Genomic DNA, 14,122 nt, shown 5'->3' on the forward strand with positions numbered 1-14,122 from the left:
TATATCTGAATGGGATTTTTGCTGAGATTATTTTCGAAGAACACTCTTTTCGTCTTCTTTATATTCCTGCAAATTATTGCTCTGGTTCTGATATTCTCCAGAAATGCCATGCAAAGATCCTGGATTGCGGGGCAAACAGCCGCGTTTAATTCATGGGTCTCCGGATATATTGATGAAGGGGTTTCTTACCTGAAGCTTAAACAGACCAATGAGGATCTTGTCGCTCAGAATAAAGCACTTATGCTGGAGCTTTATGGCAAAGAAGGCATAAAAAAGCCGGTTTTTAGAAAGGTTCATGATACCATAGGAGGAGGTCAGATTTATACTTTTGTGGATGGAGAAATTGTTTCCAACAGCATCAACAGAAGAAACAATTATTTTACGATCAATCGTGGCCGCAGGGACGGGGTCTTTCCTCAAATGGGAGTGATGGCACCAAAAGGTATCGCAGGGATTGTTATCAATGCTACAGACAGTTATGCACTTGTTCAGTCTGTATTGAGTGTCAATAAGATCAGAATTAATGCTTCTCTTAAAAACTCAGGTTATTTTGGAACATTAACGTGGAACGGAGATAATTCCCGGGTGATGCACCTCGCCGATATCCCGAAATATGTAGCGTTGAAAGTTGGAGATACTGTGGTGACAGACGGTAAGTCTGCTATTTTCCCTAAGGGGGTGATGATCGGAACCATTGCAGGATACTCTGTAGATAACAAAACAGGATTCTGGGATATTTCCGTGGAACTGAGTGAAAAGATGGGAGCGTTGAATAAAGTATACGTAGTAAAGAATCTTAAAAAGGCCGAAGTACAGAAGATTCAGGATACTATGCAAGCTGTAATAAAAAAGGAAAATGATTAGCAGGACTTTATTTACCGACATATTGATCATGATTTTTCTTGTTGCATTACAGATTTTTGTATTGAACAGGATTACTATTTTCGGGAAATATACTCCGGTATTATATCCCGTATTCGTCATGTTTTATCCTTTCTTCAGAAATAAGTTTCAATTCCTGGCGTTAAGCTTTTTAATAGGACTGTCAATTGACGGATTTCTTTATTCATGGGGGATTAATGCATTTGCAACCACTCTGATTGCTTACTTCAGGACATTGATATTCAGGACTTCAACAGATACTTCAACAGATTTTTTCTCTTTTCAATCCCTGCAATGGGCTCAGTTTTTGTTGTTTTTATTTTCAAGTATTTTCCTGCATCAGCTTCTGGTACAGTATATTGAGTTCTTTAAGTTGAGTAGGTTTTTTGAAATATTATTTAATGTATTGGTAACTAGTGTAATTTCGTTTATATTTATAGTTATTTACGCATTAATATTTAAAATCAAACAGAAAGTTTGAACACACGTTATTTAAAAATTTTTTCCATCCTTGTTGTTATCGCCCTTATTTTTGTGGCGAGGCTGGCGTATTTGCAATTGTTTACGGACCGTTATGCACTGAATGCGGCCAATACTTCCATTAAAACTGAATATATCATTCCTCAGCGTGGAGTTATTTTTGACAGGAACGGTAAAATCATGGTAGGAAACCAACCTGCTTACGAAATTTCTTTTACTCAGGCCCTGATGAAGCCGGATTTCGATACTTTGGGATTCTGTAGCCTGATGAAAATCAGTAAAGCAGACTTTATCAATAGGATCAATACGATCAGGAAAGAAAAATATTATTCTAAACTGACTCCGATGACTTTCCTGAAGGACCTCAGCAGAGAAGACATTGCGAGAGTCCAGGAAATTATTTTCAAATATCCTGCCTTTACTATTGTACAACGTCCTCAGAGGCAGTATGAAGTCTCTACTTCCGGAAACCTTTTGGGATATACCAGTGAAGTAAATGATGCGGAAATCAAAAAAGATTCTGCTTATTATCTGCCAGGTGACTTCATTGGGAAAAAAGGAGTGGAAAAATCTTATGAAAAAGAGCTTCGGGGGATTAAAGGCGTAAAATATATCCAAAAGGATATCAAACTTCGAAGTATCGGGTCCTATAAAAACGGGACACTGGATAAAGATGTTGTTACGGGAAAAGATATTACTCTGACCATTGATTATGATCTTCAAAGGATGGCAGAAGAAATGTTGGTAAACAAACACGGAGCTATTGTAGCTATTGATCCTAATAACGGTGAAATCCTGACGCTGGCCACAGGTCCGGATGTTGACCCTAATTTATTTACCGGTCCTTATAAATCCAAGAATATCTATGCCTTAAATAAAGATACGATTTATGAAAATAAGCCAATGTTTGACAGGTCGGTACAGGCGGCTTATCCTCCCGGATCCACCTTCAAATTGCTGACTGCTTTGGCAGGAATGCAGATGGGAGTGATGGATGAAAAAACGATTTTCCCTTGTGGAGGCGGATTCTACTATAAAGGCTTAAGAATTAAAGGGCATGGAGGTGCCGATCCTTTGATTCCTTCCATCCAGGTATCCAGTAACTGTTATTTTTCCCATGCCTATCTGGCTATTATGAACAAATATCCGGGAAATCCTTCCAAAGGAGTGGATGAATGGAAAGCCATCATGAATAGTTTTGGAGTAGGAGTATTTTTAAATAATGATCTGGCTTCCGGAGCCAAAGGAAGAATCCCAAGTGGTGAATTTTACGAAAAAAGACAAAAAGCTTTAAATAAATACAGTGGTAAAAAAGATTTTAAAAACTGGGATCCTTTAGCCACAGGAGCTGTATTTAATGGAATGGGACAGGGAGATGTAATGCTTACCCCGCTGCAGATGGCTAACGCTGTAGCAGCTATTGCCAATAAAGGATGGTATTATACACCTCATATTGTAAAAGCAATTGACGGTAAGCCTAATCCTGATAAAAGATTCAAGGTAAAGCATAAAACCCTGGTAGATCCTAAGCACTTTGAACCTGTTTTGAAAGGAATGGAAGCCGTGGTGCTGAGAGGTACTGCCAGAAGTTTAAAATCAAATGATTTTACCCAACTGGCTAAAACAGGAACAGCACAGGTTCCGCAAGGAAAAGATAACTCAATCTTTGTATTGATTGCTCCGGCCGACAAGCCTAAAATTGTTGTGGCCGCCGTAATGGAGCATGCTGGTTTTGGAGCAACCTGGGCAGGACCTGCCTGTACGGTGATTGCTGAAAAATATATTACAGGAGACCTGAAGAGGGAGCATCTTTATAAGAAAATGACCAGTGCCAGCTTCATGCCTGAATATAAAAGACAATGGGTTGCAGATCTTAAACGCAAAGGTCTGTATGTAGATCCTAAAACCGATTCCATTAAGCGCAAAAAAGTACAGGATAGTTTGGAATTTGTTAAACAACAAAAAGCCAAATTAAAGCAAAGAATAGAAGAAGAAACCAAAAACACTAAATCTGCAAAGCAATGAAATGGATGGAAGGAATAGATAAACTGGGCCTTGGGCTGTATTTCCTGCTTTGCATTTTTGCGATTGCAAATATTTACAGTGTAGACCAGAAACTTGGGGAGAAACAATTTATCTTCTTTTGTATCTCTTTGTTTGTAGGCCTTGTAATATTCGTTGGAAGAAGTAAATTCTTCGAGAATATGGCAGGGATTATTTATATTGGCGGAGTCTTACTGTTGATAGGGCTTTTTCCTTTTGGAAAAGAGATCCTGGGACAAAAGAATTGGTATAAATTCGGAAGTTTTACCATGCAGCCTGTAGAATTTGCTAAAATAGGGACAGCGCTTATGCTTGCCAACTATGTTTCAGGGCCGGATTTTAACCTGAAAAATAAAAAGTCTCTCTGGACTTCTTTAGCAATTATAGGGATTCCGGCTGTAGTGGTTTTAGCTATTCCGGATGTGGGTTCCATGCTTGTATTCATTGCGTTCTTTATTGCATTGTATAGGGAAGGGCTTAATGGACTCCTGTTTGGGATTGGATTTCTTTTTGCTGCCGTATTTTTAGTGTCGCTGGCAGTTCCTCCTGTATACGTTGTGATTGCGATTCTGCTGATTATAGGAGTTCTGATCGCTATGAATTATCATAGGATGTCCTGGGATGTTATTACTATTTCGGGGATTGCAGGGTCTGTTCTGTTGCTATGTGGCCTGGCATTTGGATCGCCTTATATTTTAGAAAAGCTTCCCAAGCACCAGCGAGAAAGAATTGAGGTTCTTTATAAAGGAGAAAAAGCATTCAGAGATACTTCAGGATATAATTTGTTGTATTCTAAAACAGCAATCGGTTCAGGAGGAATGTGGGGGAAAGGATATCGTGAAGGATCTGTAACCCAGGGGAAATTTGTTCCTGAGCAGCAGACAGATTATATTTTCTGCGCCGTAGGGGAAGAATGGGGATTTGTAGGAAGTGCGCTTTTGGTATTGTGCTATATGGTGTATATAGGACGTATTTACTACCTGGCGGAAAAGCAGAAATCTACATTTAACCGCGTATTTGGCTATTGCTTTGCATCCATTCTGCTGATGCACTTTTCAATCAATTTAGGGATGGTTATGGGGCTCTTTCCAACCGTAGGAATTCCTCTTCCGTATTTCAGTTACGGAGGAAGTTCTTTGCTGGCCTTTTCCATGATGACTTTTATTTTCTTTAAACTTAATTATTCTGACAAAAACAGCTTGGTGTAATTCGTCTCTTGAAGGCAAACGGTAAAACCAAATTTACTCTGTGGAATCCTGCAGGATGGCAGACAATATACCTATTGACAAACATACAAAATGAAAGAAGTTTACATTCAGGACCAGGATTTTGACAATGCAGATCTTTCCCGGCTGGAAAAAGGAGAGTATGAGAACTGTACTTTCAGGAACTGCAATTTTGAATACATGGATCTTTCCGGTTTTAGTTTTAACGGTTGTGATTTTGTAACCTGTAACCTCAGCATGGCGAAACTGGTTAAAACAGCTTTCCGTGATGTATTCTTTAAAGAATGTAAAATGTTTGGTCTCCAGTTTACCGATTGTAATGCTTTTGGTATGTCCTTCACATTTGAAGACAGTGCGCTGAATAATTCGGTTTTCTATCAGGTTTCTATTAAAAAAACGGTGTTTAAAAACTCTAAACTGATTGAAGTAGATTTCACGGAATCGGATCTCTCTAACGCTGTTTTCAGCAATTGTGATCTTTCGGGTGCTGTTTTTGATGATACAATCCTCGAAAAAGCTGATTTTAGATCTTCCTTCAATTATTGTATAGATCCGGCTTCAAATAAGCTCAAAAAGGCCAAATTTTCACTTTCTGAAGTGTACGGGCTCTTGTATAAGCTGGATATAGAAATAGAGAAGTAAATGGGTTAGGTGCGAGTTGGAGGAGGCATATATTTAAACTTCATACAAAATTGCAAGAAATAAAGGGATGTATAACAGTTCAACAGATCAGTCTCAAAAATTGGGAACATAATAAATTGGCCTAAATATAAAAATTCTGTCCATTATTGATTAGCATCAAAATTATTGAGATCGTTTTTCACGCAAAGTTTTAAAAAAAATAATGTTCTATTTCAAGTAGGCAAAAGAAGGTAGCATAGCTGCTAACTAAGCGCATACAAAGTGTTCCCTTCATCAGAATCGATTAAAGATCGATTCATTTCTTAGCTTACTTAAAATAAAGAGTAGTCAAAAAGAAAGCTTTGCGTGAATTTTAAAAATTAAATAGATCTAAATATTATATGCCCCCAACTTTTGCGCTTGATCCAGTACAACAGAGACGGGCTTTAGCCTAACTGATAAACAATAAAAAAGCCATCAAAAATCTGATGGCTTCATTATTTAAATCAATTATTTAAAAATTAAAAATTTGCTGAAGTAGCTGGAGTTGTTGCTGCTAAATTGTTATAAGCATCTCCTTCTTCGTTGATTACTCTCTTGGCAAATCTGTATTTAGGACCCCAATATGAATCATTTAATGAAGAAATCATAACTCCTTTTGACGTTGCTGCATGAATAAATTTAACCTCACCATCTTCAGAAACACTTTCTACAATACCTACGTGAGAAATTCTTCTTCCATGAGAAAAGAAGATTAAATCTCCTTTCTGAAGGTCTCCTTTTTCTATTCTTTCGCCTTCCTGAGCCTGAGAAGCGGCCACTCTTGGCAGATTAAGTCCTGCTGCAGCTCCAAATACAGAAAGAACGAAAGCTGAACAATCTATACCTCTTCTGGTGGTCCCTCCATATCGGTAAGGAGTTCCCAGGTATGTTTCAGCTTCTGCAAGGATACCATCAATTGTTTTGTTGTATTTGATTGCTTTTGCAATCTCGGAATTCTTAATTGCCTTTTTAGCACTAGCTATAGAAGCAGCCTTTTCCGCAAGGAAAGAGTCGATCAATTTTTGCTTATCCTGCTCTAGTTTTTTGTTATCAATAGAAGCTAGTTTGGCATTTGTTTTGTATTCTTTAGTGTAAGTTGCTGGTTTTGAAACTACATAATTCGTAGCACACGATTGCATTGACACTGTAGTAACAATAGCAACTAAATAAAACAAAACTCTTTTCTTCATATATATTTGATTAACCGTGTTAAAAGGAATATTTATTTTCAAAAGCATTACAAAAGTATAGATTCCGAGTAAAAGACCCTTGATATGATTATTATCAGGATCTGACTTTAACACACTTTAACATATTATTTACGTATGTTAAAGAAAAATAAACCGCAACTGCCTTTTTTTGGCAAGTAAGCGGTTTTTTTTATTAAGATTCTTTAACAAAATATGTAGATATTCTTCTATAAACCGGAGATTCTCAATTAAAACTCTAAATTTCAGGGTTGTTAAAAAAATAAAAAAATTCCCCGGAAAACCGAGGAATTTAAACTAATATGGAACTTTACAGATACTATTTTGTAAACAACATTTCTCTGTATTTTGTCATAGGCCAAAGCTCATCATCCACCATCATTTCAAGAGCATCTGATGCTTCTCTGATTCCGTCGAATAATGGTTTAACTTTATTGCAGTATTCTTCTGCCTGCTTCTGGCTGTCGGATATGCTTTTTGCCGCTTCTCTGGCTTTAATAAGATCTTCAACTCCAAGCTTAATTTTAGAAACATTTTCGGAAATGCTGGTAATTAAACTCATTTGTTCTTTTGCCAATGGTTTAAATTCTTTATCTCCAAAGATCTCTTTAAGACCTTTAACGTTTTCAATCAATCTGTTCTGATAGTTTAAAGCAGAAGGGATAATATGGTTTCTTGCGATATCACTTAAAACTCTTGCTTCGATATCAATAACGGTAGAGTATTTTTCCAGCTTGATTTCATTTCTTGCTTCCACTTCCCTGTGGGTGAAGATTCCCATCTCTTCATACAGGTCTAAGAATTTTTTGTCCATTTCCTGCTTAAGAGCTTCCGGAGTGGTTTTAAGGTTATTCAATCCTCTTTTCTTCGCTTCTTTAGCCCAATCATCAGAATACCCGTCGCCTTCAAACATTATATTCTTGGATTGTTTGATGTATTCTCTTAATACATTGAAGATGGCTTCATCTTTCTTTAATCCTCCTTCGATAAGAGCATCTACTTCTTTTTTGAAGTCATTAAGCTGTTTAGCAGCGATGGTATTCATCACCGTCATAGATTCCGCACAGTTGGCAGAAGATCCTACGGCTCTGATTTCAAATTTATTTCCTGTAAAGGCAAATGGAGAGGTTCTGTTTCTATCCGTATTATCTAGTAGGATTTCAGGAATTTTCCCCACTACATTTAATTTCAATTCTGTTTTTTCTTCCGGAGATAATTTTCCGTTTGTTACTTTTTCAAGTTCTTCCAAAACACTGAACAGCTGGCTTCCGATGAATACGGAAATGATTGCCGGTGGAGCTTCGTTAGCACCAAGTCTGTGATCATTACTTGCAGAGGCAATACTTGCTCTTAAAAGATCTGCATATTCATGAACAGCCTTAATGGTATTCACGAAGAACGTTAAGAACTGAAGGTTTTTCTTAGGGTTTTTTCCTGGGCTTAACAGGTTTTCACCAGTATCAGTAGCTAAAGACCAGTTGTTGTGCTTACCGCTTCCGTTTACTCCGGCGAATGGCTTTTCGTGGAAAAGAATATGGAAGTGGTGTTTGTGAGCTACTCTTGCCATGATGTCCATCAATAAAGAGTTATGGTCTACAGCAACGTTTACTTCCTCAAACATTGGAGCAAGTTCAAACTGGTTAGGGGCAACCTCGTTGTGTCTTGTAGTTGCAGGGATACCCAGTTTCATACATTCAATTTCCAGCTCTTTCATGAAGTTCATCACCCTTGTCGGGATAGAACCGAAATAGTGGTCATCCAGCTGTTGCCCTTTTGCAGGAGAGTGTCCCAGTAAAGTCTTTCCTGTCAGAACAAGGTCCGGACGGGATTGGTATAATGCTGAATCTACAAGGAAATATTCTTGTTCCCAACCTAAAGTAGGGGTTACTTTCGTTACATTTTTATCAAAATACTGCATTACGCTGGTTGCTGCTTCATCTACAGCGTTCAAAGCTCTCAGAAGTGGGGCCTTATAATCCAAAGTTTCTCCTGTATAAGAGATAAATATGGATGGAATACATAATGTAGTTCCCATAATGAATGCCGGAGAAGTCGGATCCCAGGCAGTATAACCTCTTGCTTCAAATGTATTTCTGATTCCTCCGTTCGGGAAAGAAGAAGCATCAGGTTCTTGCTGAATCAGCATATTCCCGCTGAATCTTTCAATGGCTCTTCCACCTTCAATCGGGGTAAAGAATGAATCGTGCTTTTCTGCTGTAGTTCCTGTCAAAGGTTGGAACCAGTGAGTATAATGCGTTACTCCTTTACTCATTGCCCAGTCTTTCATTGCTACCGCTACCTGGTCTGCGATATGTCTCTGGATTTTAGTTCCTTTCTTGATCGCGTCCATAATAGAGCTGAAAGCCTCTTTCGTTAAATATTCTCTCATCGTTTCTTCTGAGAAAACATTTTTGCAGAATAGCTCTGATAGTTTTGCCGGGATTTCAACAGAATTATCTTTTCTGAAGTCCTTAAATGGCAGGGTTTCTAATGCTTTGAATCGTAAGGTTGACATATTTGGGTTGATTTTGATAGGGCAAATTTACAAAAAAAACAAAACAAAATCATTTTGACCCTAAAAAAATAAGGGGTCTAATTAAAATTTACATTATTTAAACATGTGTTTGGTGTTCTTCAATAGGGGTGATCATAATGCAGAACTTAAAAAATTAGGTAACTATACGTTACTTTACACAAACATAAAAGAATAAAGACCAACTACGACAGTTGGTCTTTTTTATTAATAATATTTATATTATGGAATTTATTCATTTTCCTCCGTTTGATTTATTTGGGGAGGCTGAGTTTCATAATAATTTATCCATAAATTATGAAACTTTGCTCCACTCTCATAAAAGGACTTCATTACGTAATTGTAATCCTGATTACTTAATTCAGAATCAAAGTGAGCCTTTGGAATATAATTGCGTTGAATCGTTGTCTGTTTCAATTTCTGATATCCTAAATGTTGAGCCATCGCAGAGAGCAGTTCTGTCCTCAGTAATTCCCAATTTTGAGCGGCATTATTTTGATTTGGCATATCCAATGAATCATAAAGTTTGTCCCATGCAGCTAAAACTTCGGGAGAGTCTTCAAAAACGATGTCAATTTGATTCAAGCCATTCACAAAACTATGATGTGTGGGATTACCTCGAAGAGAAAAAAGCATTAGAAATAAATCCTTTTTTGAGTTGTATTTATTTTGTTCGTTATCTAATTTACGACCTGTTTCAACGGCTTTTATCGGGGAAATGGCAATCCAATAAACAGTGAATCCCAGTATTAGTAAACTGATAATCCAGTAGATAATTTCAAAATAATCTTTAGTTGTCATGTTAAAAATTTTGCCCACAATATAGTGAAAAAGGTATAGTTTTTGTATTTTTGTAGAAATATTTATCGAACAAAAAAGGAAGCGTTAGCTTTATTCTGTTAATCTGAAATCTGGAAAATTTCTTTAATACAATGCAGAATAAACGTAGACACTTGCACCATATGGTGTGGGGTTGTCTTGTTTATATTGTATTGGCAATCCAGAGCCACAGATTAATAAGCAAGAGTTACAAACCCACGCCTTTCTTATTTATAATCATTAAATTTCTACATCGGGTTTGGGTGGATTACTAAATTCACTTATGAAAAAACTACTTTTTACACTTTTATTAGCATCAACACCAGTATTATTTTTTGCGCAGGAAGAAAAACCGAAAGAAACCGCAAAAGAATGTGATTTGCCTAAAGACTTCAAAGAGCCAATCAAGAACAACCGACTAAAAAAGTTTGTAGCCATTGATAATGGAGTTGAAGAAAAGGAAGTAATCATTATCAGAGTGCAAAATGGATTAGGTAGTGGTATTTATACAGCCTGCGTAAAGGGGCAGTCCATTCAATATCAAAAGATGGGTACAGTGTTTATGAGGGAATCAAATAATCCTTTCAAAAAGTAATTAAAGGATTTGTACAAATGCAAAAAAATAAATTCCTGAAAGTTCTTTTTGATAATGAACTATTCTTTCCTAAATACAAGAATGCTACCGATATGACATTTGGAAATTATTTGAAAACAATGGTATTAAATTGTATTTCATTTTGGAGTGGAGTGATATTTTTGGGTATGATTATTTTAGGAGCAGATATGCTTTTGAATTTAATAACAAGAAATAACGGAGAAAAACATATACTATATTTTGAACCACTATCAATGAATTATTATGTGGTAGTCTCATTATCTGTTCTATTCTCTATTTATGCTTTGTTTTCTTTGTTTTACTATATATTTTATAGTTTTGATTACTTAGGAAAGCTATTAAGAATGAGTAAAAACGGTAAAGAATAATAAAAGGATTAATCCTCAAATTAATGCTTTTTGAAAGCTTGAATAGTATCCTTATATTGTATAAAAATGTCTGGTAATTAATGACAAATTTCACGTTGTTGGCACTACATGGCTGTCATCTTTCCCAGACTTTACAAATATAAAAAAATCAATGATTAACACCAATATAAAATCAGCTTTTGAACTTGCTCAAATTTTTCCTACTGAACAGGCTTGTATAGACTATTTGGAGGTTATGAAATGGAGCAAAATTCCTGTAAGCCCCTTTGATTCTACATCCAAAGTATATAAGTGTAAAAACAACCAGTATAAATGTAAGAATACAGGCAAGTATTTTAATGTTAAGACAGGAACAATGTTCGAAAATTCAAAGGTTAGTCTTAGAAAATGGTTCTTAGCTATTTGGCTTGTTACTTCTCATAAGAAAGGAATAAGTTCTATACAGTTAGGAAAAGACATCGGAGTAAGACAGGCAACCGCATGGTTCATGCTCCAAAGAATCAGAGCGTGTTTCGGTATTGAAAACAGTAACGAGCTAGAAGGGATTGTTGAAGCAGATGAAACATTCTATGGCGGTAAAAACAAAAATCGCCACAAAAATAAAAAGGTTCCACACTCACAAGGTCGCTCATTTAAAGATAAAGTTCCAATTATGGGAATGCTTCAACGTGGAGGAAAGATGAATGCTTTTGTTGTAAATGATACAAAGAAAGATAGTATTCAACCTTTGATTTGTAGATATGTGAATCCAGAAACAACAATATTAATAAGTGATGAATGGTGGGCTTATAAAGGCTTGGATAAATATTATACTCACAATGTAATCGACCATTCTCGGAAAGAGTATGTAAGTTTGCAGGATAGTTCTATACACACAAATAATATAGAAGGCAGTTGGAAAATCTTGAAAAATTCAATTTCAGGAATGTACAACCATGTTTCTAAAAAACATCTTCAAAAATATGTTGATGAATTTGTGTATAGATTTAACCTGAGAAAGGTCACAGACCAAGAAAAATTCATACATTTACTACGAAATAGTAATGTAAGAACTAGATACACAGAATTATGTCAATAAAGACAATTAAACAGCTAAAAGAACAAGGAATGAAATACACTATTATAGATGGTGAAACATATTTCTTGGTAGAAGATGTCAAGAAAAATGAAGACTATCTTATAGTTGATTTAACACAAGTAATTCATAAAAACGGAATAGATATAATTCACGAAAAATATATTCATGAATTATCAGATTTCGATAAAATGATAAAACGAACATTAAAAAAAGAGGATTAAATTAATCCTCTTTTATTTTTAACACGCTTGTGTAAACTTGCGTATAATTACCAAAAATTACTGTCCAGGTCAGATTTTAAAGGGGCATGACATCAAATACATTTATTGTATGGAAGGTGGAATACGGTACGTATTAAGCTACTTATTAAAAGATAGTTAAAATAAAATGCTCAAAGATTTTGTATATTTGTGTGAAATTTATTTTATGACAAATTCTAGAGCAAGAGAAACAACAGAGGCTATTGAAAGACTATATATCTCTATGAGACATTTATTTTATAGAGGATTTTTCAAGCCAGCGGGTGTTTCAGGAGAGAGTATCAGGAGCTTGTTAAAAACCATCAATCCGGAGATTTACGGGACAATGAATATTCCGAATAAACTGGAGCTTGACGGTTTGATGTATGTTTTAGACAGACTTCCTGAGGGGATTGAAGAATGCGCTTTTATTCATCTTACATCAGATGAAGGGTTTGATAAAGGAAGTTTCGAACCTATTGTTCCAAAGAAAAGAAGAAGAAACTGTTATAGAATAGACGAACACCAGATGAATATTGAGGTTCTTTTGGGCCGTTCCGAAATTTATGACATACTTACCCACCTGACATTCCTGTTTATAGAAGCAGATAAAATCCGTAACCTGGCTTTCATCCAGGATGAAAACTGGAAACCAACAAGGGCCTTTAAAATTATTGAAGAGGTAGTAAAAGGAGAGAAAAAATTCAGCAGGAAAGAAAAAGAGGTTGCTCTTATCCATCTTTCTTCTTTAATCGGGAGATCTTTTGATGAAACCTTGAGGGCTTATAATACCTTTGGAGATGATAATAACCCTGACCGTCTATTTAAAATCATCTACAATCTGGGAAAGGTAAGCCTTGAAGACGCAAAAGGTGCCAGAGAAAGAGAAATTTATTTTAGTGCCATATTAAAGGAAAGGGTGGGACACCATTACTTTGGTGAAAAATGGGCCAATAAAGTAAAAGAAGTTTTATTTGAAAATGATCTTCATATGCGTCCGTTGCATATTATTTCCGCCAATATGCATTCTGTGAAAAATATGCTGTATGCCAATGATGCCCTTAAAAAGAAACAGCATCATGATGTAGACTATAAACTGTACGAAGAAATATCCAACAAAAAAGACCTTCGTGATAAAGTATTAAAATATGCTTTGGAAGAAGGGATGATTTATATTGCGGACAAAAGCGGAAGCAATATAGATGTCCAGATTATAGACCTCAGCAAAACTGATTTGAAGAATACGCCGTTTGCAGGCAGTAAGTTCTCAGGAGATGATGTAGTGATGGTATTCGATTATGCTTTCGGAGAACAGGCTTTTGAAGTGATGGATGAGCTTTTAAGACCTTTTGAACATAAAGGGGAAGTTTATATGATGAAAGTGAAGTCTGTGTCGATCATGGGAAAAGCGGGAATTCTTACCGGGGAAAAAGGCGATATCATGATTCCTACTTCTCATATTTTTGAAGGGACTGCGGATAATTACCCATTTGAAAATGCTTTGAAGCTGGAAGACTTTAAAGATGATGAATTGAGAGCTTTTGAAGGTCCAATGATTACCGTATTGGGAACTTCACTGCAAAACAGGGATATTTTATCCTACTTCATGAACACTTCATGGAAAGCCATAGGTCTTGAAATGGAAGGAGCACATTACCAGAAGGCTATTCAGGTGGCTTCTAAAATCAGACACCATATTTCGCCGGATTTGTTTGTGATGTATGCTTATTATGCTTCGGATAATCCTTTGGAAACAGGAAGTACCTTATCTTCGGGAGGCCTTGGCCTTACAGGAGTAAAACCCACTTACCTCATTACCCTGAGAATTCTGGAAAAGATTTTTGAAAGTGCCGGGAAAACTACTTCTGCTAAAAAATAATCGTAATTATAATTATAATAACAACCTCAGGTGATACATCTGAGGTTTTTTTGTGAGGCTTGTTAAGGTTTTAACCTTGATAAAGATC

General features: G+C 36.1%; 13 protein-coding genes. 10 read left to right on the plus strand and 3 right to left on the minus strand.

What is annotated here, in order from left to right:
• Positions 1 to 9 precede the first annotated feature (9 nt).
• The 5 genes from mreC to OK18_RS08715 all read left to right on the plus strand — a co-directional run bounded on the left by mreC (position 10) and on the right by OK18_RS08715 (position 5,273).
• Positions 10 to 864 (plus strand): rod shape-determining protein MreC, encoded by an 855-nt coding sequence (gene mreC, locus OK18_RS08695; RefSeq protein ID WP_053327753.1) that lies wholly within the window; start codon positions 10 to 12, stop codon positions 862 to 864.
• Positions 857 to 1,363, plus strand: coding sequence for a hypothetical protein (locus OK18_RS08700; protein WP_050021915.1), 507 nt, complete (start codon positions 857 to 859; stop codon positions 1,361 to 1,363). The genes mreC and OK18_RS08700 overlap by 8 nt, the downstream gene beginning before the upstream one ends.
• Entirely contained in the window at positions 1,360 to 3,387 is a 2,028-nt protein-coding gene (locus OK18_RS08705; protein ID WP_053327754.1) for a peptidoglycan D,D-transpeptidase FtsI family protein, read from the plus strand. Before OK18_RS08700 ends, OK18_RS08705 begins: the two co-directional genes overlap by 4 nt.
• On the plus strand, positions 3,384 to 4,613 hold the full coding sequence (gene rodA / locus OK18_RS08710) for a rod shape-determining protein RodA (RefSeq protein WP_053327755.1): 1,230 nt from the start codon (positions 3,384 to 3,386) through the stop codon (positions 4,611 to 4,613). The genes OK18_RS08705 and rodA overlap by 4 nt, the downstream gene beginning before the upstream one ends.
• A gap of 90 nt (positions 4,614 to 4,703) precedes the next feature.
• Entirely contained in the window at positions 4,704 to 5,273 is a 570-nt protein-coding gene (locus OK18_RS08715; RefSeq protein ID WP_053327756.1) for a pentapeptide repeat-containing protein, read from the plus strand.
• Between the two features lie 500 nt (positions 5,274 to 5,773).
• Here the strand turns inward: OK18_RS08715 and OK18_RS08720 are convergent, their stop codons facing one another.
• The 3 genes from OK18_RS08720 to OK18_RS08730 form a co-directional block, all read right to left on the minus strand.
• Positions 5,774 to 6,484, minus strand: a complete 711-nt coding sequence (locus tag OK18_RS08720; protein ID WP_053329333.1) for a C40 family peptidase — start codon at positions 6,482 to 6,484, stop codon at positions 5,774 to 5,776.
• 337 nt (positions 6,485 to 6,821) lie between these two features.
• Positions 6,822 to 9,017 (minus strand): glutamine synthetase III family protein, encoded by a 2,196-nt coding sequence (locus OK18_RS08725; RefSeq protein WP_050021912.1) that lies wholly within the window; start codon positions 9,015 to 9,017, stop codon positions 6,822 to 6,824.
• A 249-nt stretch (positions 9,018 to 9,266) separates the two neighbouring features.
• Positions 9,267 to 9,836: a DUF6680 family protein gene (locus OK18_RS08730; protein WP_053327757.1), complete on the minus strand. Its 570-nt coding sequence runs from the start codon at positions 9,834 to 9,836 to the stop codon at positions 9,267 to 9,269.
• A gap of 301 nt (positions 9,837 to 10,137) precedes the next feature.
• Here OK18_RS08730 and OK18_RS08735 point away from each other — a divergent pair, with 301 nt between their 5' ends.
• From OK18_RS08735 to OK18_RS08755, 5 genes are all read left to right on the plus strand, one after another.
• Complete coding sequence (locus OK18_RS08735; protein WP_053327758.1) at positions 10,138 to 10,449, plus strand: hypothetical protein; 312 nt, start codon at positions 10,138 to 10,140, stop codon at positions 10,447 to 10,449.
• Positions 10,450 to 10,466: 17 nt separating this feature from the next.
• Positions 10,467 to 10,838, plus strand: coding sequence for a hypothetical protein (locus OK18_RS08740; protein WP_053327759.1), 372 nt, complete (start codon positions 10,467 to 10,469; stop codon positions 10,836 to 10,838).
• A 151-nt stretch (positions 10,839 to 10,989) separates the two neighbouring features.
• On the plus strand, positions 10,990 to 11,916 hold the full coding sequence (locus OK18_RS08745) for an IS1595 family transposase (protein WP_053327760.1): 927 nt from the start codon (positions 10,990 to 10,992) through the stop codon (positions 11,914 to 11,916).
• Positions 11,907 to 12,137: a hypothetical protein gene (locus OK18_RS08750; protein ID WP_053327761.1), complete on the plus strand. Its 231-nt coding sequence runs from the start codon at positions 11,907 to 11,909 to the stop codon at positions 12,135 to 12,137. The genes OK18_RS08745 and OK18_RS08750 overlap by 10 nt, the downstream gene beginning before the upstream one ends.
• 205 nt (positions 12,138 to 12,342) lie before the next feature.
• Positions 12,343 to 14,034, plus strand: coding sequence for a DUF6909 family protein (locus tag OK18_RS08755; RefSeq protein ID WP_053327762.1), 1,692 nt, complete (start codon positions 12,343 to 12,345; stop codon positions 14,032 to 14,034).
• Positions 14,035 to 14,122 lie beyond the last annotated feature (88 nt).

It is taken from the genome of Chryseobacterium gallinarum, from assembly GCF_001021975.1.
In the GTDB taxonomy this organism is placed as follows: Bacteria; Bacteroidota; Bacteroidia; order Flavobacteriales; family Weeksellaceae; genus Chryseobacterium; species Chryseobacterium gallinarum.